Genomic DNA, 19,611 nt, shown 5'->3' with positions numbered 1-19,611 from the left:
CACCATGAAGGCATTCTTCATGCGACGGCCGGGCGGTGCGCTGCTCGCCGTGCTGCTGCTCGTGCTGACCCTGCTCGCATCGGCGCCGCCGGTGCGTGCGGACGATCACGCGCACACCGGCAGCACGGCCGCCGAGCAGGCCGAGCGGCAGCAGGAGCGTCCCGGCAACAACGCGCCGGTCTGGCGCGCGGTGCGTTCGGGCGAGGCGCACTTCACCACCGTGCGTGGTCCCGAGACCGGCGTGCTGATCCAGGTCGAAGGCAACACCTGGCGCCATCTGCGCAACGGTCCCATCACCGTGTATGGCGGCGCGCTGCTCATCGTCATGGCTTCGGCCATCACGCTGTTCTGGCTGGTGAAGGGCACGATGAAGCTGCACGGCGCGCGCACCGGCCGCAGGATGAAGCGCTTTTCCGGCTTCGAGCGCTTCGTGCACTGGGGCACGGCCATCAGCTTCCTGCTGCTGGCGGTCACCGGGGTGGCGATCCTGTTCGGCAAGCACGTGCTGGCACCGATCTTCGGTGCGGACTTCCTCGCGCTGCTGCTGACCGCGGGCAAGCTGATCCACAACTACGTGGGGCCGGTGTTCGGCGTGTTCCTGGTGCTGATGATCCTGACCTTCCTGCGCGACAACGTGTGGCAGGCCTGCGATGCGATCTGGATCCGCCGCGCCGGCGGGCTGCTGGGCGGCGACCACGTGCCTTCGAGCCGCTTCAACTTCGGCGAGAAGACGTGGTTCTGGCTGGGCGTGACCGTCCTCGGGCTGGCGGTGGCGATTTCCGGGCTGGTCCTGGATTTCCCGAACTACGGCTGGACCCGCGGCGAGATGCAGATCGCCAACGTCGTGCATGCGGTCGGTGCCATCGTGCTGCTGGCCCTGTCCTTCGGCCACATCTACATGGGCACGGTCGGCGTCGAAGGCGCCTACGAGTCGATGAAGACCGGCTACGTGGACGAGACCTGGGCCAAGGAGCACCACGAGATCTGGTACGAGGACGTCAAGGCGGGCAAGTCGGGCCGCCCCTGAGCGCTCACGGCCACAGCCCTTTCCCGGTTCGGGCACCTCCCTCCCTCAACGCCCGGACCTTTCAACCCCGTTCTGCCCAGGTGGCGGACGGGGTTTTCTTTTGTGTCCGGCTCGCCTCGCGGCCGGCGGTACAATGCGGGCCGTACTGTGCAAGGAGCCCGCGATGGCCGAAGCGTTCTTTTCCCCCTGTCCTCGCGGACTGGAAACCCTGCTGGCCGATGAACTGCGCTCGTTCGGCGCGTCGGGCATCCAGACCCTGCATGGCGGAGTGGCCTGGCAAGGCGACTGGGCAGCCTGCCATCGCGCGAACCTCGAGAGCCGGCTGGCGACGCGGGTGATGTGGCGGGTGGCGCAGGGGCGCTACCGTGCCGAGGTCGACATCTACAAGCTGGCCTACAGCGTGACCTGGGCGAAGTGGTTCACGCCCGACGACACGATCCGCATCTACGTGACGGCGCAGAAGTCGCCGCTGAAGAGCCTGGAGTTCATCACGCTGCGGGTGAAGGACGCGGTTTGCGATCACTTCCGCACGGTGAGCGGCAAGCGCCCCAGCGTCGATACGGCGAACCCGGCGGTGCGCATCCACCTGTTCCTGACGGCGGACACCGCGACCCTCTACATCGACACCTCGGGTGAACCGCTCTACAAGCGCGGCTTCAAGCCGGCCGCCGTCGAGGCGCCGCTGAAGGAGAACCTGGCGGCGGGCATCCTGCGCCTGTCGGGCTGGCAGCCGGACGAGGTGCTGCTCGACCCGATGTGCGGCAGCGGCACCTTCCTGATCGAGGCGGCGATGATGGCGCTGGACATTGCGCCCGGGCTGGGGCGGCGCTTCGGCTTCGAGAAGTTCCGCCACCACGACCGCGCCGGCTGGGCGGCGGTGCGCAAGGCGGCCGAGAACCGCCGGCAGGCGCCGCGCCGGCTCGCGATCCACGGCTCGGACATCGTCGGCGAATGGGTACGGCGCAGCCGGGTGAATCTCGAGGCAGGCGGGCTGGCCGACTGCGTGACGCTGGAGCGCGCGGACCTGCTCGAGCGCGTGCCGCCCGCGGCGGAAGGCGTGATGGTGACGAATCCGCCCTACGGGGTGCGCATCGGCGAGGCCGAGGAACTGGCCGCGCTCTATCCGAAACTGGGCGACGCGCTCAAGCAGCGCTGGGGTGGCTGGCGCTGCTACTTCTTCACGGCAGACGCCAATCTGCCCAAGCTCATCGGCCTGAAGGCGAGCAAGCGCACGCCGCTGTTCAACGGCGCGCTGGAATGCCGCCTGTACGAATACCGCATGGTGGCCGGCAGCAACCGGCGCAAGGAGCGCGAGGAAACCGCCGGCGACTGAGTTTGCCAACTGAGCGTGGCAAATGAGTCCGGCGGCCTCGTCTTGCAGCGCGATCAGACGATGCCGAGGTTCTCGGTGCCGCTGCTGAGATCGCGCTCGCCCAGCTTGCTGTGCAGCTTGATCTGAAGGCGCAGGTCGTTGATCGAGTCGGCGTTGCGCAGCGCGTCCTCGTACGAGATCTTCTGCGCCTCGTAGAGGTCGAACAGCGCTTGGTCGAAGGTCTGCATGCCCAGTTCGCGCGAGCGCTTCATGATCTCCTTGATCTCGGGCACGTTGCCCTTGAAGATCAGGTCGGAGATCAGCGGCGAATTGAGCATCACCTCGACGGCCGGCACCCGGCCCTTGCGGTCCTTCAGTGGCAGCAGGCGCTGCGAGACCATGGCGCGCAGGTTCAGCGACAGGTCCATCAGCAGCTGCTGGCGGCGTTCCTCGGGGAAGAAGTTGATGATGCGGTCGATGGCCTGGTTGGCGCTGTTGGCGTGCAGTGTCGCGAGGCACAGGTGGCCGGTTTCGGCGAAGGCGATCGCGTAGTCCATCGTCTCGCGGTCGCGGATCTCGCCCATCAGGATCACGTCCGGCGCCTGGCGCAGGGTGTTCTTCAGCGCCGCTTCCCACGAGTCGGTGTCGATGCCGATCTCGCGCTGCGAAACGATGCAGTTCTTGTGCGCATGCACGAACTCGATCGGATCCTCGACCGTGATGATGTGGCCGTAGCTGTTCTCGTTGCGGTAGTCGACCATCGACGCCAGCGAGGTCGTCTTGCCGGTGCCGGTGCCGCCGACGAAGATCACCAGCCCGCGCTTGCTCATCGCGATGTCGGTCAGCACGGGCGGCAGGCCGAGCTCATCGAATTGCGGGATGCGCTGCGGGATGGTCCGCAACACCAGCCCGACTTTGCCCTGCTGCACGAAGGCATTGGCGCGGAAGCGGCCGATGCCGGCCGGCGAGATGCCGAAGTTGCATTCCTTGCTGGCTTCGAATTCAGCAGCCTGGCGGTCGTTCATGATCGCGCGGGCCAGTTCGGCCGTGTGCTGCGGTTGCAGCGCCTGGTTGGACTGCGGTGTGATGCGGCCGTCCACTTTCACGGCCGGCGGAAAGCCCGCGGTGATGAAGAGGTCGGAGCCGTTCTTCTGCAGCATCAGCCGCAGCAGGTCGTGCATGAACTTGAGTGCCTGGTCGCGTTCCATTGGTCTTGCTCCTGCGGGCGGGGCCTCGCGGCCCCTTGTGCGTGTCCGGTGCTTGCGTCGCGTGCGTGCGCGACCCTGGGATCAAACGGCGAAGTTGTCCTTGTTCTGCGCGCGGAGCTTCGCCTCGGCGGCCGAGACCACGTTGCGGCGCACGAGGTCGGCGAGGCACTGGTCCAGCGTCTGCATGCCGACATTCTGGCCGGTCTGGATCGCCGAATACATCTGCGCGATCTTGTTCTCGCGGATCAGGTTGCGGATGGCGGGGGTGCCGATCATGATCTCGTGCGCGGCCACGCGCCCCGCACCGTCCTTGGTCTTGAGCAGGGTCTGCGAGATCACCGCGCGCAGCGATTCGGACAGCATCGAGCGCACCATGTCCTTCTCCGCGGCAGGGAACACGTCGACGATACGGTCGATGGTCTTGGCGGCGGACGAGGTGTGCAGCGTGCCGAACACGAGGTGGCCGGTTTCCGCCGCGGTCAGCGCCAGGCGGATGGTCTCCAGGTCGCGCATTTCGCCCACCAGGATCACGTCCGGGTCCTCGCGCAAGGAGGCGCGCAGCGCGTTGTTGAAGGACATGGTGTCGCGGTGCACCTCGCGCTGGTTGATCAGGCAGCGCTTGGATTCATGCACGAATTCGATCGGGTCCTCGACGGTGAGGATGTGGCCGTACTCGTTCTCGTTGACGTAGTCGATCATCGCCGCGAGCGTGGTCGATTTGCCGGAGCCGGTCGGGCCGGTGACCAGCACGATGCCGCGCGGCTGGTTGGCGATCTCCTTGAAGATCTTCGGGCAGTTCAGCTCTTCGAGCGTCAGCACCTTGGACGGAATGGTCCGGAACACGGCGCCGGCGCCGCGGTTCTGGTTGAACGCGTTCACACGGAAGCGGGCGAGGTTGGGAACCGCGAACGAGAAATCGCACTCCCAGGTTTCCTCGAACTGCTTGCGCTGCCCGTCGTTCATGATGTCGTACACCATGGCATGCACTTCCTTGTGCTCCATGGGCGGCAGGTTGATGCGGCGCACGTCGCCATGCACACGGATCATGGGCGGCAGGCCCGCCGAAAGGTGAAGGTCGGAAGCCTTGTTCTTGACGGCGAAGGCGAGGAGTTCGGTGATGTCCATCGGATCCCTTTGACGAGCGGGTGCGAAAAGAACGCAGATGCCCGGATGTTATACTTTTCGCGGCCTTTGCCAGAGGAAAAAGACCACGGACATGATGACAATTTCGGACCGGCTGCAGGCCGTTCGGGCCCGGGTGGCCGCCGCTGCCGTGGCGGCCGGGCGTGCGCCCGAAGAGGTGACCTTGCTTGCCGTCAGCAAGACCTGGCCGGCCGCCGCCGTGCGCGAGGCCGCCGCGGCGGGGCAGCAGGCCTTCGGCGAGAACTACGTGCAGGAGGGTGTCGACAAGATCGATGCGCTGCGCGAACTCGGTCTCGAGTGGCACTTCATCGGCCCGCTGCAAAGCAACAAGACCCGGCAGGTCGCAAGCGCTTTCGACTGGGTGCACAGCATCGACCGGCTGAAGATCGCCGAGCGCCTGTCGGCGCAGCGCGACGTGCATCTGCCGCCGCTCAATGTCTGCATCCAGGTCAATGTCAGCGGCGAAGACAGCAAGAGCGGCGTCGCTCCGGACGAAGTCGCCGCGCTCGCGCACGCCGTCGCGGACTTGCCGCGTCTGCGGCTGCGCGGCCTGATGTGCATTCCCGAACCGACCGGGGATCTCGCCCTGCTGCGCGCGCGCTTTGCCGTGCTGCGCACGCTGCAGGCGGAACTGATCGCCGCGGGCCTTGCGCTCGACACGCTGTCGATGGGCATGTCGCACGACATCGAGCCCGCCATCGCCGAAGGCGCCACGATCGTGCGTGTCGGCACGGCGATTTTCGGCGAGCGCACGCGCCCGGAAGAATCCCACTGAGACCGTCCGCGTGGCACGGTCTCGCAATCCATACGAGAACACAGGCATGAAGATTACTTTCCTCGGCGGCGGCAACATGGCGGCTGCGCTGATTGGTGGCATGGTCGAGCGCGGTTTCGCGGCGACGGACATCCAGGTCATCGAACTGGGCGCAGAGGCGCGCGCAAGCCTGAGCCAGCGTTTCGGCGTGCGGACGGTGGAGGCGGTGGACGACCTGGCGCTGGGCTGCGACGCGCTGGTGCTGGCGGTGAAGCCGCAGCAGATGAAGGCAGCGCTGGCGCCGATCGCCGGCCGCCTCGGCGGCCAGCTCGTGATCAGCATCGCCGCCGGACTGCGCCTGGCCGACCTCGGACGCTGGCTGGGCAGCGCCGGCGCGCCCTACACCCGCCTGGTGCGCTGCATGCCCAACACGCCGGCACTGATCGGTGCGGGGGTGACGGGCCTGTTCGCCGACCCGAGCGTCGACGCGGCCGGCCGCGAGGCCGCGCAACGCATCCTGGCTGCCGTGGGCAGCACGGTGTGGGCCGAGACCGAGGCGCAGATGGACGCGGTCACGGCGATCTCCGGCAGCGGGCCGGCCTACGTGTTCCACTTCATCGAGGCGCTGGAGGCCGCGGGGCGTGCGCTGGGCTTCGACGAGGCGGGTGCGCGCCGGCTGGCGATCGACACCGTGCTCGGCGCGGCGAAGCTCGCCGCCGGTTCCGAGGATTCCCCTGCGGTGCTGCGGCAGAAGGTGACGTCAAAGGGCGGCACCACCGAAGCCGCGCTCGGCAGCCTGGCCGCATCGGGCTGGCACGATGCGCTGGTCAGCGCGGTGAAGGCGGCCGAAATGCGCGGGCGCGAGCTCGGTGCCGAACTGGGCAGGGACTGATCCGCCATGCTGACCAACATCCTGCTGCTGATCCTGAGTACCGCGGGCGGCTTCCTGACGCTGATGCTGCTGGCGCGCTTCTACATGCAGTGGCAGCGCATTTCCTTCCGCAACCAGATCGGGCAGTTCGTCGTCACGACGACCGACTGGATCGTGCGCCCGCTGCGCCGCTTCATCCCCGGCCTGTTCGGGCTGGACATGGCGAGCCTGCTGCCGGCCTGGCTGGTTCAGGTGTTGCTGGTGCTGTTCGAGCTGAGCCTGCGCGGCGCGGTGTTCAGTGGCAACGCCGGCGCGGTGCTGCTGGGGCTGTGGGGCGTGGGCCTGATCGAGCTGATGCGCATGATGGTGTATCTGGTGTTCGCCGTCGTGCTCGGTTCCGCGGTGCTGTCGTGGGTGAGCCCGCATGCGCCGCTCGCGCCGCTGCTGCATTCGCTCGCCACCCCCTTCCTGCGTCCCTTCCGCCGCATCGTGCCGACCATCGCCAACGTCGACCTGTCGCCGCTGGTGCTGCTGCTGGTGCTGCAGATCGTGCTGATGGTGCTCGGCGGCATCCGCAACAGCTTCGCGCCGCTGCTGTTCGGCGCCTGATCGGCGCCTGACTCGCAGCATTCCCAATGAAGAAGGGCGGCCGTCTGGCCGCCCTTTCCTTTTTCTGCAATCGCTGACGATCTTGCCGCCAGCGTCCCGGACTCAGCGCCCCTCGTACATCACCTGCCCTTCGACCAGGGTGTAGCGGACCTGGCCGGGCAGTTCCATGCCGAGGAAGGGTGTGTTCTTGCCCTGGCTCCTGAGGCTGTCGCGGGTGACGGCGACGTGGGCGTCCGGGTCGAACACGCAGACGTCGGCACGTGCGCCCACCGACAGGTGGCCGGCCTTGGTGATGCCGACGATCCGCGCGGCATCGGACGTGATGCGGGCCAGCCCGTCGAGCAGCGACAGGCCGGCGCGCCCGGCCCACTTCAGCGTCAGCGGCAGCAGCAGCTCGAGGCCGGTGGCGCCGGGCTCGGATTCCGAGAAGGGGGCCTGCTTGCCGTCGTCGTCCACCGGGGTGTGGTCGGAGCACAGGGCGTTGATCCGGCCCTCGGCCAGCCCCCTGCACAGCGCCTCGCGGTCGCGCTGGCTGCGCAGCGGCGGGATCAGGTGGCAGTTGGGGTTGAAGTAGCCGATGTCCATGTCGCACAGGTGTACATGGTTGATCGACACGTCGCAGGTGACGTCCATGCCTTCGGCCCGGGCCTGCTCGATCAGCGCGAGGCCGGCCGCGGACGACAGGCGGGTGATGTGCAGGCGCGCGCCGGTGATCTTGGCCAGTTCCAGGTAGGTGTACAGCGCCACCGTTTCGGCCGCGACCGGAATGCCGGCCAGGCCCATGCGGGTGGCGACCTCGCCGTCGTGGGCATTGCCGCCGCGGGCGAGGAAGGGCGCGATCGGCTGCAGCCAGACGCGGAAACCGAAGGTGGCGGCGTACTGCAGCGCACGCATCAGCACGCCGTTGTCGACGATCGGCACGTTGGCCTGCGAGAAGGCGACGCAGCCGGCCTCGACCAGTTCGGCCATCTCCGACAGGCGCTCGCCCTTGAGGCCGATGGTGAGCGCGCCGACCGGATAGATGTGGGCGCGGTTCAGCTTCTTCGCGCGGTAGGTCAGCATCTCGACCAGGCCGGGCTCGTCGAGCGCGGGGTCGGTGTCGGGCGGGATGGCGAGGCTGGTGACGCCGCCGGCCATCGCCGCTTCCATCTCGGACTCGAGCGTGGCGCGGTATTCGAAGCCGGGCTCGCGCAGGCGCGCGGCGAGGTCGATGAAGCCGGGGGCGACGACCAGGCCGCTGGCGTCGATGTTGCGGTCCGCCTGGAAACCGTCCGGGGCGGAGCCCAGCGCGACGATCTTGCCGCCGGCGACGTAGACGTTCTGCACCGCGTCGGTGCGGTTGGCCGGATCGACGACGCGGCCGTTGGAAATCAGGATGTTCATGCGTGAATCCTTGTGCCTGTGCTGTCCGGGGCTCAGTGGCTGCCCAGCATGCTCATCACCGCCATGCGTACGGCGATGCCGAAGGTGACCTGGGGCAGGATGACCGCCTGTGCGCCGTCGGCCACCGCCGAGTCGATCTCGACGCCGCGGTTCATCGGGCCGGGGTGCATGACGATGGCGTCGGGCTTGGCCAGCGCCAGCTTCTCGGCGGTGAGGCCCCAGATCTTGTAGTACTCCTGCGGCGTGGGCAGCAGCGCGCCGTTCATGCGCTCGTTCTGCAGGCGCAGCATCATCACCACGTCCACGCCCTTGAGGCCTTCGCGCATGTCGTGGAACACCCGCACGCCAAGCTTCTCGACCTCGGTCGGCAGCAGGGTCTTGGGGCCGATGACGCGCACCTCGGGCACGCCCAGCGTGGTCAGCGCGGCGATCTGGCTGCGCGCCACGCGCGAGTGCAGCACGTCGCCGACGATCGCCACCGTCAGGTTGGTGAAGTCCTGCTTGAAGTGACGGATCGTGTACATGTCCAGCAGGCCCTGCGTCGGATGCGCATGGCGGCCGTCGCCGGCGTTGACCACGTGGATGTGGTCGCGCCCGGTGTTCTGCAGGTGCTGGGCGATCAGCATCGGCGCGCCGCTCGCGGCGTGGCGCACGACGAACATGTCGGCCTGCATCGCGCACAGGTTGTCGACCGTGTCGAGCAGGCTCTCGCCCTTGGCGGCCGAGCTGGTGTTGATGTTGAGGTTCACCACGTCGGCCGACAGGCGTTTGGCGGCGATCTCGAAGGTGGTGCGGGTGCGCGTCGAGTTCTCGAAGAACAGGTTGAACACGCTCTTGCCGCGCAGCAGCGGCAGCTTCTTGACCTCGCGCTCGGCCACCTCGGTGAAGGGCGCGGCGGTGTCGAGGATGGCGGTGAGGATGTCGCGCGGCAGACCGTCTAGCGTGAGCAGGTGCTGCAGTTCGCCGTGCTGGTTGAGCTGGGGGTTGCGCATCGGGCGTGCCTCGGAGTCAGCGAGTGGGCAGGAAAAGGTGGGTCGGGGTCATGCGGCGGGCCTGCCGTGCGTCAGGCGCGCTGCGTCAGCTTCAGCGTGAAGCCGCCGGCGGCGTCGCGCTGCAGTTCGAGGCTCTGGTCGTGCGGCAGGGCCTCGGGCAGGGTGTGGGCGCAGTAGCGCGCGGCGATCGGCAGCTCGCGGCTGCCGCGGTCGACCAGTACCGCCAGCTCCACCGCGGCCGGGCGACCGAAGTCGAACAGCTCGTTGAGCGCGGCGCGGGTGGTGCGGCCGGTGTAGAGCACGTCGTCCACCAGGATCACATGTGCGCCATCGACGTTGAACGGGATCTCGGTCTTCTGCGGCTTGGCGTGCAGGCCCTTGCTGCCGTAGTCGTCGCGGTAGAAGGACACGTCGATCGCGCCCAGCGGCGGCTGGATGCCAAGCTCCTTGTGCAGGCGCTCGGCCAGCCACAGGCCGCCGGTGTAGATGCCGACCAGTGCGGTGGCGGGCGTGACGTGGGGACGGATCTGTTCGGCGAGCTGCCGGCACAGCGCTTCGGCATCAAGTTGATTCATGGCGGCGGGCGTCCAGGAAGGTTTGCAGGATGATCTGGGCGGCGACGGCATCGAGCACCGCCTTGCGCTCGCGCCAGCCCTTGAGGCTGGCGGTGGAAAGTTCGGATTCGGCCGCGACCGAGGACAGGCGTTCGTCGGCGGCAAACACCGGCAGCCCGAAGCGGCCGTGCAGCTGGTTGGCGAAGCGGCGGCAGCGCGTGGTGAGCTCGTGCTCGCTGCCGTCGAGGTGGGTGGGGATGCCCACCACCAGCGCCACCGGACGCCATTCGGCGATCAGCCGGGCAATGGCCTTGAAGCGGGCGTCGTTCGATTCGTCGTGCAGCGTGACCAGCGCGTTGGCCTGGCCGGTCTCGAGTTCGCCGGTGGCGACGCCGACGCGCGCCAGGCCGAAATCGAAACCGAGCAGGGTGCCGCGCGCGGGCAGGGCGGCCTGGGGGCGGGCGGCGGCGGGTGCCGCGTCAGGCATGCCCGGCGACCTCGCTGAGGTTGGCGAAGTCCACGCCGAGCTTCTGCATTGCGGCGGCCAGGCGCTCCTCGGGGGGCAGGTCGAAGACGATCGCCATGTCGGCCGGCACGGTCAGCCAGGCGTTGTCCATCAGTTCCTGCTCGAGCTGGCCCGCGGCCCAGCCGGCGTAGCCGAGCGTGACGAGCACGTCCTTGGGTTCGCCGTGGGCGCCGATGGCCTGCAGCACGTCGCGGCTGCTGGTGAGCCCGACGTCTTCGCTGACCTTCAGCGTCGAATGCCAGTCGCCCACCGGCCGGTGCAGCACGAAGCCGCGATCGGTTTGTACCGGGCCGCCGAAATACACCGGCTGGGCCTCGAAGCCCTGGGCTTCGAGCGGCACCTCGATGCGTTCGAACAGCGCGGCCAGCGTCATGTCGATCGGGCGGTTCACGATGATGCCGAGCGCGCCCTGTTCGTTGTGCTCGGCGATGTAGGTCAGCGTGCGCACGAAATGAGGATCGGCCATGTTGGGCATGGCGATCAGGAAGTGATGCGTGAAGTTGGCCGTAGGTGTTTCCATGCGCGACATTTTACGCCGATCGCCGGGGTTCTTGGCGCTGGCCCCGCGCACCTGCGGATGCGTCATAATGCGCCCACTTTGTCCAGGACAAAACGATGCCCTCCGCCCTCGTCTGGTTCCGCCGCGACCTGCGCAGTTTCGACCACGCCGCGCTCCATCATGCGCTGCGTTTCGCCACGTGCGTGCATTGCGCCTTCGTCTTCGATACCGCCATCCTCGATGCGCTGCCCTCGCGCCGCGACCGCCGCGTCGAGTTCATCCACGCCAGCGTGGCCGAACTCGATGTGGCGCTCGACGCGATGGCCCGGGCGGCGGGCGCGCCGGGTGCCGGAATCATCGTGCGCCATGGCCGCGCGGAGGACGAGATCCCGCGCCTCGCGCGCGAGCTGGGCGTCGACAAGGTCTTCGCCAACCGTGACTATGAGCCCGATGCGATCGTGCGCGACAGCCGCGTGGCGCAGGCGCTGGCCGGGGAGGGCATCGGCTACGCGGACTTCAAGGACCAGGTGATCTTCGAGCGCGACGAGGTACTGACCCAGGCGGGCAAGCCCTTCAGCGTGTTCACGCCCTACAAGAACGCGTGGCTGAAAGCGGTCGATGCCTTCCAGCTCAAGTCCTACCCGGTCGACAAATACGCTGCACATCTCGCCCCCAAGCCGGCGGGCGAGACCCTGCCCAGCCTGGCTGACATCGGCTTCGAGCCGACCAATCTGGCCGAACTGCAGATGCCGGTGGGCATGCGCGGCGGCAGGCGCCTGTTCGAGGACTTCGCCGCGCGTATCGACCGCTACAAGCGCGCGCGCGACTTTCCGGCGGTCAAGGGCGTCAGCTACCTGTCGACGCACCTGCGCTTCGGCACCGTGTCGATCCGCCAGCTCGCCGCCCATGCCCGCGCGCACGGTGGCGAGGGGGCGGAGACCTGGCTGTCGGAACTGATCTGGCGCGACTTCTACCACCAGATCCTGTGGCACCACCCGCAGGTGGTCGAACGCGCCTTCCGGCCCGAGTACGACGCGGTGAAGTGGGACGACGCCCCGGAACTTTTCGCCGCCTGGTGCGAGGCGCGCACCGGCTACCCCATCGTGGACGCCGCGATGCGCCAGCTGAACCAGACCGGCTGGATGCACAACCGCCTGCGCATGATCGTCGCCTCCTTCCTGACCAAGGATCTGGGCATCGACTGGCGACTGGGCGAGCGCTACTTCGCCGTGCATCTGAACGACTACGACCTCGCCGCCAACAATGGCGGCTGGCAGTGGGCGGCCTCCACCGGCTGCGACGCGCAGCCCTACTTCCGCATCTTCAATCCGGTGACGCAGTCGGAGAAGTTCGACCCCGAAGGGCGCTTCATCCGCCGCTACCTGCCCGAGCTGGCGCGGGTGCCGGACAAGTTCATCCATGCGCCGTGGACCATGGGCGGCATCGACCAGACCGCGTGCCGGACCAGGATCGGCGTCGATTACCCCGGCCCGGTCGTGGATCACGCGGCGGCGCGCGAACGCACCCTGCAGCGCTTCGGGGTGCTCAAGGGCTGAGCGCCCGCCCGCCGCGCGAATGCGGGACAATCCCGTCTGATTTCATGACCGGAATGTTCCCATGAGCGACGCCGCCGCCTTCGACTTCGACCGCATCATCGACCGCCGCAGCCTGCCGAGCGAGAAATGGGGCCGCTATGCGGGCCGCGACGTGCTGCCCCTGTGGGTGGCGGACATGGATTTCGCGGCGCCGCAGGCGGTCATCGAGGCCCTGCACCGACGTATCGACCACGGCGTGTTCGGCTACACCGACGCCTGGACTTCGCTGGTGGAGGCCGTGGTCGAGGGCCTGCGGCGCGACCACGGCTGGGCGATCGAGGCCGACTGGCTGGTGTGGCTGCCCGGCGTGGTGACCGGCTTCAATCTGGCCTGTTCGATCGCCGGCGAAGCGGGGGACGGCATCGTCACCGCCGCGCCGGTGTATCCGCCCTTCCTGTCCGCACCCGGCAACACCGGCCGTGTGCTGCAGCGCTGCGATCTGGTGCTGGCCGATGGCCGCTGGCAATGGGATTGGGACGCGCTCGAGCGGACGGCGGATGCGCGCAGCCGGATGCTGCTGCTGTGCTCGCCGCACAACCCGGTGGGGCGCGTGTTCGACGAGACGGAGTTGCGGCGGCTGGCGGAGTTCGCGGCGCGCCACGACCTGCTGATCTGCTCCGATGAGATCCACTGCGGCTTGGTGCTCGACGAGGACAGGCCGCATCGCCCGATCGCTGCGCTGGACGACGCGGTGGCGAAGCGCACGATCACGCTGATGGCGCCGTCCAAGACCTGGAACATTCCCGCGCTGTACTGCGCGTTCGCCGTCATTCCCGATGCCGCACTGCGCCGCCGCTACCGCCACGCCATGCGCGGACTGATCCCGCATGTGAATGTGCTCGGCATGGTGGCGACGGAGGCCGCGTACCGCGACGGCGGTCCTTGGCGTGCAGCGCTGCTCGACTACCTGCGCGGCAACCGTGCGCGCGTGCTCGAGGCGGTGGCGGCGATGCCCGGACTGGCGGCGACGTCGCCCGAGGCCACCTACCTGGCGTGGATCGACTGCCGCGGCATGATGGCGGCGCGCGGCATCGAGGAGCCGACGGCCTTCTTCGAGGCGGCCGGCGTCGGCCTGTCGGATGGACGCTACTTCGGCGCGCCGGGCTGGCTGCGGCTCAACTTCGGTTGTCCGCGGGCGACGCTGGACGAGGCGCTCGCGCGCCTGGCGGCAGCCCTGTCCGCCTGACACCGGTGGCCTGAAACGGGCGTCCTGCAGCAAGACGCCCCGGCCCGCCTGCGTGAGGCGGAAACCGGGGCGTCTGGCGCGATACGGCTCAGACCGTGGTGGTCTCGGCCCGAGTGTAGCCCGCCAGCAGGGCCAGCAGCTCCTCTTCCTGATAGGGCTTGCCGAGATAGTGGTTGGCGCCCACTTCCTCCGCGTAGCGGCGGTGCTTGTCCGCCAGACGCGAGGTGATCATGATCACCGGCACCTGGCGCGTGCGCGCATCGGCGCGGATGTTGCGGACGAGGTCGAAGCCGTCCATGCGCGGCATCTCGATGTCCGACAGCACCACGTCGGGCACGATGTCGACCAGTTGCTCCAGCGCATCCACGCCGTCCTTGGCGGTGATGACGCGGTAGCCCTCGCGCTCGAGCAGGCGGCCGGTGATGCGGCGCACCGTCAGCGAATCGTCGACCACCATGACCGTCGGCTGATGCACCGCCACCGGCGGCGCTTCGGCGACGATGCGCGCCTCGTCCGCTTCAGCGCCGGTGTCGAGGCTGCGGCTGGCAAGGGCGACCGGGTTCAGGATCAGCGCGATTTCGCCGTCGGCGAGCACCGTGGCGCCGGTCATGCCGACGATGCGGGTGAGCTGCGGTCCGGCGTTCTTGACCACGATTTCCTGGTTGCCGCGCATGCTGTCGACATGCAGCGCCAGCGTCTGCGCACCGGCACGCAGCAACAGCAGCCAGTTGTAGCGCTGCTCTTCGGGCAGGCTCTGGCGGTCGCCCAGCAGGCGCGGCAGGTAGCGGTAGGCATAGTGCTGGCCCTGCCACTCGATGCCGCGCTCGTCCTGCACGCGCTTGAGCGCATCGGGCTTGAGCTCCATCGCCTGGGCCACCATGTTCGACGGAATCGCCCAGTTGCGTCCGCTGGCTTTCACCAGCAGGGCCTGCGTCACCGCGAGCGTCAGGGGCAGGTAGATGCGGAAGTGCGTCCCCTGGCCGGCCGTGCTGGCGACGTCGATGCGCCCGCCCAGCGACGCGGTCTGCGCCTTCACCACGTCCATGCCCACGCCACGGCCGGACACGGCCGACAGCTGGCCGGCGGTACTGAAGCCGGACAGGAAGATCAGGTTGGTCAGGCGCTTGGTGTCCGGATGTTCGTCCGGCCCGATCAGCCCGTTCCTGCGCGCCCGCTCGGCAATGCGCTCGAAATCGAGGCCACTGCCATCGTCCTGCAGGTCGATGGCGATTTCGTTGCCTTCCTGCGTGACGGTCAGCACGATCTGGCCGGTTTCGGGCTTGCCCGCGGTCGCGCGCTCGGCCGGGCCCTCGATGCCATGCGCCACCGCGTTCCGCAGCAGGTGTTCGAGCGGTGCGGCCATCTGTTCCAGCACGCTGCGGTCGATCTCGATGCGGCCGCCGCGCAGGTCGAGGCTGGCGCGCTTGCCGAGCTCCTTCGCGCTCTGGCGCACAACGCGATAGAGGCGATCGGCCAGGCTGTCGAAAGGCAGCATGCGCACGCGCATCAGCCCCTGCTGCAGCTCGCGGGTGGTGCGGCCCTGGCCGTTCAGGGCGAGGTCGGCGCCGTCCAGATTGTGCAGCAGGGTCTGCTGCACGGTGGTCACGTCGTTCACGCTCTCGGCCATCATCCGCGTGAGTTCCTGGAGTCGCGTGTAGCGGTCCATCTCGAGCGGATCGAACTCGGCGTGATGCGATTCGGCCTGGGCGATGCGCGACTGCATCTGCACTTCGGCCTGAATCTCGACCTCGCGCAGCTGGTTGCGCAGGCGGATCACGTTTTCGGTCAGGTCGAGCAGCGAGCGGCGCAGCGTGCGCAGCTCGCCCTCGATGCGGGTGCGGGCGATGCCGATCTCGCCGGCCTCGTTGACGAAGCGGTCGATCTGTTCGGCGCGCACGCGCAGTGTCGCCGAAGCGATCGCTTCGACTTCGGCCGCCGTCTCGCCGGTGACCGTGGCGACCGGCGCTGCAGCACCGGGGGCGGCGGCGCGCTCGACAGGGGCGGCCTTGTCGGTGTCGGCACCAGCGCCGGGCAGGCCCACCAGACCATCGATCATCTGTTCGCACAGGTCGAGACCGAAGGCGAGGTCTTCGAACAGCGTGCCGGGGCCGGCCTTGTCTGCCAGCCCGTCTTCCAGCCGGGATTCGAGCTGGTGGAGGTGGCTGCCCAGCGCCATCGCGCCGGCCATGCGCGCGCTGCCCTTGAGCGAGTGCAGCTGGCGTGCAATGGTCGTCGGGTACTGCGTCCCGTCCGGTGCGGCGTGCCAGGCGCGTACCGCGGCGTGCAGCTGGCCCATGAGTTCGGCCGCTTCCTCAAGGAAGATCGGCAGCAGCTGGGCATCGATCTCGTCCTGCGGAACGGGCTGCAGCGCGGCTGCCGCAGCGCCTGGCGCTGCGGTGGCCGGCTCGACGGGTCCGGCGGTGTCGTCGATCGCCGGCGTTTCGGCGAACGCCTCTTCGGGCGTGGCAGGTATCGGGCTGGCCGCCGGCACGTGGCAGCTTGCATTGAGCTCGGCCACCAGCGTGCCCGAAGCCTCGGGAACGACCTTCAGCGCAACTTGCGCCAGCATGCCTTGCAGGGCAGCCTGGGCCTTGTTCAGCACCGAGAGTTCGTCGCGCTGGGGTGCCCGCCCCTGCTCGCGCAGGCGCTCGATTGCATGCTCGAGGGCACGACCCAGTTCGTGCGGTGCGTTGAAGCCGGTGGTGCCCGAGATGCCCGCGAGCGTGTGCGCGGCGCGCATTGCCGATTCCGTCGGCTGCGCATCGGCGTGCCGGGCGAGGCGCTCGAAGTCTTGCGCGAGGGTGGCGAGGTGCTGGCGCGCCTCGGACTGGTAGAGCTCGTAGAGGGCCGGCGAGATCTCGATGTCGCCGATGCGCACGGTCACGGGGGCGGCTGGCGGCGTGGCTGCACGCTGCGCTTCGCCTTCAGCGGACGGCGCGAGTTCCTCCAAGGCGGATTCCGGCGTCGCCTCGTGTTCGACGATCGTTTCCGGCGCGTTCCAGGCTTCGGGCTCGATCGCGGGCTCCGCTTCGGCTTCGGGGCCGGCTTCGGCGGCGATCGGCGGGATGTCCTCCACCGGGCCCGCCTGGGGCAGTGCTGCCGCGATGACCGCGGCTTCCGCGGCTTCGGCTTCGGTTTCGGCGACGGTTTCGGCGGCACCCGGCAGGGCCTCGGGCTGGAGCGCCTCGATCTCCAGCGCCTCGAGCCGTTCGAGGTCTTCCTCGGCCAACGCGAGCGTTACGGCGGCGGAGCGTTCGCCCTCGGAGGTCTCCGGCACCTCGCCTTCGATCGACTCGCTCGCCGCCGCGCCCGGTTCGGCGGTGGCCGATGCCTCTTCAGCCACGACAAGTTCCGGGAGGGCGCCGAAGTCGATCTCGTCGACGCCGGCGCTTTCCTGCCCGGACACCGGCTGCGCCTCTTGCTCGCCCAGGAAGGACGCGTCCAGTTCGAGCAGGGTTTCGTCGTACAGCGGCAGGATCTCGCCGGTCTCGGACAGGTCCAGATTGGGGAACTCCGGCCATGCCTTGTCGGCGCCGCGCTCTTCGGCAGCCGTCTCAGGCTGCGTCGCGGGGGTGACTTCGCCCGGCTCCAGGGTTGCGGCGTCACTGCTGCGCAGGCGCTCGGCCTCGTTCAGCACCGAGCTCGGGTCGGGCTGTCCGCATCCGGTCTGAAGGTGCTCGACCCAGGCGGAGAAGACCTGGTGCGCGGCATCGACAAGGTGCAGCAGCGCCGGGGTGACGGGCCATTCGAGCTGCAGCCAGCGGTTCAGGGTCTGTTCCAGCCCCCATGCCGCCTCGCCGAGGACGCTGAGTCCGACCATGCGGCCACTGCCCTTGAGGGTGTGGAAACCGCGGCGGATGGTGGTCAGATGCTCGCCGTCGTGTGGCGCCGTGCGTGCAAGCTCGAGCTGCTCGCGGATCGTCGCGAGGACTTCGGTGGCCTCCTCGATGAAGATCTCCAGAAGTTCGGCGTCGATCTCCGCGTCGCTTTCCGGCAGGACGGGCGCTGCCGCAGGCGCCTGCGCCGTGGGCTGGGCTGCGACCGCTTCCTCGACGGCGAGGTCCTCGAGCTCTTCCAGATCTTCCAGTTCTTCGACGAACAGCGCTTCGGCTGTCGCAACCGGTTCCGTCGTTGGCGTTGCCGCGACCTCGGGTGTGGCTGGCGCGACTTCGGCAGGGGGGGGCGGCACCTTCGGTTCCGGCTCGGCAACGGCCTGAGGCGGGGGTTCGAAAATGGGCGCGAACCCGGATTCGGACTCGGGTTCGACGTCTTCGGCCTCGGAGCGGCGGCGTTCGGGATGCAGGAAGTCCTCGAGCGTTGCGCCGCCCAGCGGCAGGGCGTCGAGGTAGAAACCCAGGGCGGACAACTGGTGCGCCAGGGTTTCGAATTCCGCAGGATTCGCCTCGTTCGGTGCGCTGGCGAGGCTGGCGATGCGGGTCGCGGCGTCGCGCACCAGGGTCAGCGCTTCGGTTTCGCCGAGCATGCTCAGCGCGCCCACCACCTGCTGCAGCGGCTGGTGCAACTGCGGGAGCGACTCATGCTTGTTCTGGTTGCGGAAGTAGTCGTCCAGGGTCTGCTCGACCTGCGCCAGGCTCGACCGCATCTCGCGGCAGAGCTGGGCGATCGCGTCCTTCTCCTGGCTCTCGCGGGCATGCAGCAGACCGTGTCCGGCCATTTCCGCAGGCGGCAGCTCGCCGCGCTGCAGCGCTTCCAGGCGCGCGAGGCGCAGGCTCATCTGTTCGGCAAGCGCGCCGTCGGTGAAGCGCTGTCCGAAGTCGCCTTCGAGCAGCAGCAGGGCGGACGCGACTTCGAGCGCGATGGCGTCCGTGTGCTTCAAGGGGTCACGGCGCAGCCACTGGGCGAGGTCGCTCAGCCCAGCGACGAGCTGCAGGGTCGCCGGGCGCGCGAGCGCGGCGCAGGCCTGGGTCAGCGCCTTCATGTGCTCGTCGAAGCGGCCGAGCGCGACCGCCGTGCCTTCGCAGAAGGCGTCCCACTGTTCGCGCGCAGGCGTGAGCATCTGCTGCAGGTTCTGCAGCAGGGGGGCCAGCGGCATGTCGCTGACGCGGGCGCCGGCTGCGGGCATCAGTGCATCGAGCTGCCAGCAGGCGCGGACTTCGTGCTGGTGCGCGGTACGTGCCGGACTGCCGGCCACTTGGTAGAGAATGTCGCGCAACAGGCGGTCGGGCGCGGAGGGGGCGCCTTTGAGCAAGCGGCGGAACTGGGCATCGATCTGGGTGCACAGGCGCTTGACGCCGATGTCGTTGATCAGGCTGCCGTCGAGGAGGGCATCGTAGAAGGCCAGTGCGGCCCACCACAGGCTGCGAGTGCTCGCGGACGCCTGTACCGACTCGACCTCGGCGATGGCCTCGCGCATCGCGGCCGCGCCGGCGGCATGGCCGCGCAGCCATTCGAGCAGGCCGCGCTCGAAACGCGTCCGGGCCTGGCGCAGGATGGCCTGGGCGGTGGCGGGGTCGTGCGCCGCCGCGGCGCGTCGCGGCGGGCGGCGCGACAGGTCGGGATAGAAGAGGTCCGCGGCGCAGGGCAGCGGGAGTCCGCGCGCGACGGCGATTTCCTCGTACAGGGGGGCGAGCCGCATGGGCTGGTCCGGCACGCCGTGGGCCAGTTCCTCGAGGTAGTTGCCCAGGCTGTGCACTGCGCGGACGGCGAGCATGAGCGTCGTCTCGTCGACCGGCACGTCGCCGCGCGCCATCAGGCCGAGCAGGAGCTCGGTTGCATCCGCGAACTGGGTCAGGCCATCGAGGCCGATGATCGACAGCGCGCCACGGACCTGGTGGAGATGCGTCTGCGCAAACTGCACCTGACTCGCGGCATCCTCCGCGCTCCGTGCCCGGTCGAGGGCGTCCGCCGTGCGCTGCAGGGCGGCATCGATCTCGCCCTTCACCCAGGTGAGCGGGCCCAGATCCGTCTCGGTGGCTAATGTCATGACTTGAT

General features: G+C 68.8%; 15 protein-coding genes. 7 read left to right on the top strand and 8 right to left on the bottom strand.

Annotated elements, in window-relative coordinates; genetic code table 11:
• The first annotated feature begins 4 nt into the window (after positions 1-4).
• Positions 5-1,027, top strand: coding sequence for a formate dehydrogenase subunit gamma (locus tag AC731_RS12795; protein WP_048706611.1), 1,023 nt, complete (start codon positions 5-7; stop codon positions 1,025-1,027).
• 163 nt (positions 1,028-1,190) lie between these two features.
• Entirely contained in the window at positions 1,191-2,360 is a 1,170-nt protein-coding gene (locus AC731_RS12790) for a THUMP domain-containing class I SAM-dependent RNA methyltransferase (protein WP_048706608.1), read from the top strand.
• 53 nt (positions 2,361-2,413) lie between these two features.
• Here AC731_RS12790 and AC731_RS12785 read toward each other — a convergent pair whose 3' ends face one another.
• Together AC731_RS12785 and AC731_RS12780 are read right to left on the bottom strand one after the other, a co-directional pair.
• On the bottom strand, positions 2,414-3,547 hold the full coding sequence (locus AC731_RS12785; RefSeq protein WP_048706607.1) for a PilT/PilU family type 4a pilus ATPase: 1,134 nt from the start codon (positions 3,545-3,547) through the stop codon (positions 2,414-2,416).
• 81 nt (positions 3,548-3,628) lie between these two features.
• The gene (locus tag AC731_RS12780) at positions 3,629-4,672 is read right to left on the bottom strand and encodes a type IV pilus twitching motility protein PilT (RefSeq protein WP_038012416.1); all 1,044 of its coding nucleotides are present in this window, start codon (positions 4,670-4,672) and stop codon (positions 3,629-3,631) included.
• Positions 4,673-4,763: 91 nt separating this feature from the next.
• On the opposite strand from AC731_RS12780, the gene AC731_RS12775 reads away from it, so the two are divergent.
• From AC731_RS12775 to AC731_RS12765, 3 genes are read left to right on the top strand one after another with little or no spacing between them, the layout of a single operon-like run.
• Positions 4,764-5,465 (top strand): YggS family pyridoxal phosphate-dependent enzyme, encoded by a 702-nt coding sequence (locus AC731_RS12775; RefSeq protein WP_038012414.1) that lies wholly within the window; start codon positions 4,764-4,766, stop codon positions 5,463-5,465.
• A gap of 46 nt (positions 5,466-5,511) precedes the next feature.
• On the top strand, positions 5,512-6,336 hold the full coding sequence (proC, locus tag AC731_RS12770) for a pyrroline-5-carboxylate reductase (protein ID WP_048706606.1): 825 nt from the start codon (positions 5,512-5,514) through the stop codon (positions 6,334-6,336).
• Positions 6,337-6,342: 6 nt separating this feature from the next.
• Positions 6,343-6,924 carry a YggT family protein gene (locus AC731_RS12765; RefSeq protein WP_004292187.1) on the top strand — a complete coding sequence of 194 codons (582 nt, stop codon included), beginning with the start codon at positions 6,343-6,345 and terminating at the stop codon, positions 6,922-6,924.
• A 102-nt stretch (positions 6,925-7,026) separates the two neighbouring features.
• Here the strand turns inward: AC731_RS12765 and AC731_RS12760 are convergent, their stop codons facing one another.
• The 5 genes from AC731_RS12760 to AC731_RS12740 form a co-directional block, all read right to left on the bottom strand.
• Complete coding sequence (locus AC731_RS12760; RefSeq protein WP_048706605.1) at positions 7,027-8,307, bottom strand: dihydroorotase; 1,281 nt, start codon at positions 8,305-8,307, stop codon at positions 7,027-7,029.
• Between the two features lie 32 nt (positions 8,308-8,339).
• Positions 8,340-9,299: an aspartate carbamoyltransferase catalytic subunit gene (locus tag AC731_RS12755; protein WP_004292185.1), complete on the bottom strand. Its 960-nt coding sequence runs from the start codon at positions 9,297-9,299 to the stop codon at positions 8,340-8,342.
• Positions 9,300-9,370: 71 nt separating this feature from the next.
• The gene (gene pyrR, locus AC731_RS12750; protein ID WP_004292184.1) at positions 9,371-9,874 is read right to left on the bottom strand and encodes a bifunctional pyr operon transcriptional regulator/uracil phosphoribosyltransferase PyrR; all 504 of its coding nucleotides are present in this window, start codon (positions 9,872-9,874) and stop codon (positions 9,371-9,373) included.
• Positions 9,861-10,340: a Holliday junction resolvase RuvX gene (ruvX, locus tag AC731_RS12745; protein ID WP_048706603.1), complete on the bottom strand. Its 480-nt coding sequence runs from the start codon at positions 10,338-10,340 to the stop codon at positions 9,861-9,863. The genes pyrR and ruvX overlap by 14 nt, the downstream gene beginning before the upstream one ends.
• Positions 10,333-10,908 (bottom strand): YqgE/AlgH family protein, encoded by a 576-nt coding sequence (locus AC731_RS12740; RefSeq protein ID WP_038012421.1) that lies wholly within the window; start codon positions 10,906-10,908, stop codon positions 10,333-10,335. Before AC731_RS12740 ends, ruvX begins: the two co-directional genes overlap by 8 nt.
• A gap of 86 nt (positions 10,909-10,994) precedes the next feature.
• Here AC731_RS12740 and AC731_RS12735 point away from each other — a divergent pair, with 86 nt between their 5' ends.
• Both AC731_RS12735 and AC731_RS12730 read left to right on the top strand, forming a co-directional pair.
• Complete coding sequence (locus AC731_RS12735; protein WP_048706602.1) at positions 10,995-12,434, top strand: cryptochrome/photolyase family protein; 1,440 nt, start codon at positions 10,995-10,997, stop codon at positions 12,432-12,434.
• A gap of 61 nt (positions 12,435-12,495) precedes the next feature.
• Positions 12,496-13,659, top strand: a complete 1,164-nt coding sequence (locus AC731_RS12730; protein ID WP_048706601.1) for a MalY/PatB family protein — start codon at positions 12,496-12,498, stop codon at positions 13,657-13,659.
• Positions 13,660-13,747: 88 nt separating this feature from the next.
• Here AC731_RS12730 and AC731_RS12725 read toward each other — a convergent pair whose 3' ends face one another.
• Complete coding sequence (locus tag AC731_RS12725; protein ID WP_048706599.1) at positions 13,748-19,603, bottom strand: hybrid sensor histidine kinase/response regulator; 5,856 nt, start codon at positions 19,601-19,603, stop codon at positions 13,748-13,750.
• Positions 19,604-19,611: the final 8 nt, after the last annotated feature.

This window comes from Thauera humireducens (genome assembly GCF_001051995.2).
GTDB classification, from domain to species: Bacteria; Pseudomonadota; Gammaproteobacteria; order Burkholderiales; family Rhodocyclaceae; genus Thauera; species Thauera humireducens.
Note: the sequence above shows the minus strand (reverse complement) of the source record. Positions and strands in the feature narration are given on the sequence as shown.

What these genes read in the sequence shown, in the direction of transcription:
- AC731_RS12785 (WP_048706607.1), bottom strand. Translation starts at nt 3,547, where the DNA reads ATGGAACGCGACCAGGCACTCAAGTTCATGCACGACCTGCTGCGGCTG.
- AC731_RS12735 (WP_048706602.1), top strand. Translation starts at nt 10,995, where the DNA reads ATGCCCTCCGCCCTCGTCTGGTTCCGCCGCGACCTGCGCAGTTTCGAC.
- AC731_RS12740 (WP_038012421.1), bottom strand. Translation starts at nt 10,908, where the DNA reads ATGTCGCGCATGGAAACACCTACGGCCAACTTCACGCATCACTTCCTG.
- AC731_RS12760 (WP_048706605.1), bottom strand. Translation starts at nt 8,307, where the DNA reads ATGAACATCCTGATTTCCAACGGCCGCGTCGTCGATCCGGCCAACCGC.
- AC731_RS12725 (WP_048706599.1), bottom strand. Translation starts at nt 19,603, where the DNA reads ATGACATTAGCCACCGAGACGGATCTGGGCCCGCTCACCTGGGTGAAG.
- ruvX (WP_048706603.1), bottom strand. Translation starts at nt 10,340, where the DNA reads ATGCCTGACGCGGCACCCGCCGCCGCCCGCCCCCAGGCCGCCCTGCCC.
- pyrR (WP_004292184.1), bottom strand. Translation starts at nt 9,874, where the DNA reads ATGAATCAACTTGATGCCGAAGCGCTGTGCCGGCAGCTCGCCGAACAG.
- AC731_RS12780 (WP_038012416.1), bottom strand. Translation starts at nt 4,672, where the DNA reads ATGGACATCACCGAACTCCTCGCCTTCGCCGTCAAGAACAAGGCTTCC.
- AC731_RS12730 (WP_048706601.1), top strand. Translation starts at nt 12,496, where the DNA reads ATGAGCGACGCCGCCGCCTTCGACTTCGACCGCATCATCGACCGCCGC.
- AC731_RS12795 (WP_048706611.1), top strand. Translation starts at nt 5, where the DNA reads ATGAAGGCATTCTTCATGCGACGGCCGGGCGGTGCGCTGCTCGCCGTG.
- AC731_RS12765 (WP_004292187.1), top strand. Translation starts at nt 6,343, where the DNA reads ATGCTGACCAACATCCTGCTGCTGATCCTGAGTACCGCGGGCGGCTTC.
- AC731_RS12775 (WP_038012414.1), top strand. Translation starts at nt 4,764, where the DNA reads ATGATGACAATTTCGGACCGGCTGCAGGCCGTTCGGGCCCGGGTGGCC.
- proC (WP_048706606.1), top strand. Translation starts at nt 5,512, where the DNA reads ATGAAGATTACTTTCCTCGGCGGCGGCAACATGGCGGCTGCGCTGATT.
- AC731_RS12755 (WP_004292185.1), bottom strand. Translation starts at nt 9,299, where the DNA reads ATGCGCAACCCCCAGCTCAACCAGCACGGCGAACTGCAGCACCTGCTC.
- AC731_RS12790 (WP_048706608.1), top strand. Translation starts at nt 1,191, where the DNA reads ATGGCCGAAGCGTTCTTTTCCCCCTGTCCTCGCGGACTGGAAACCCTG.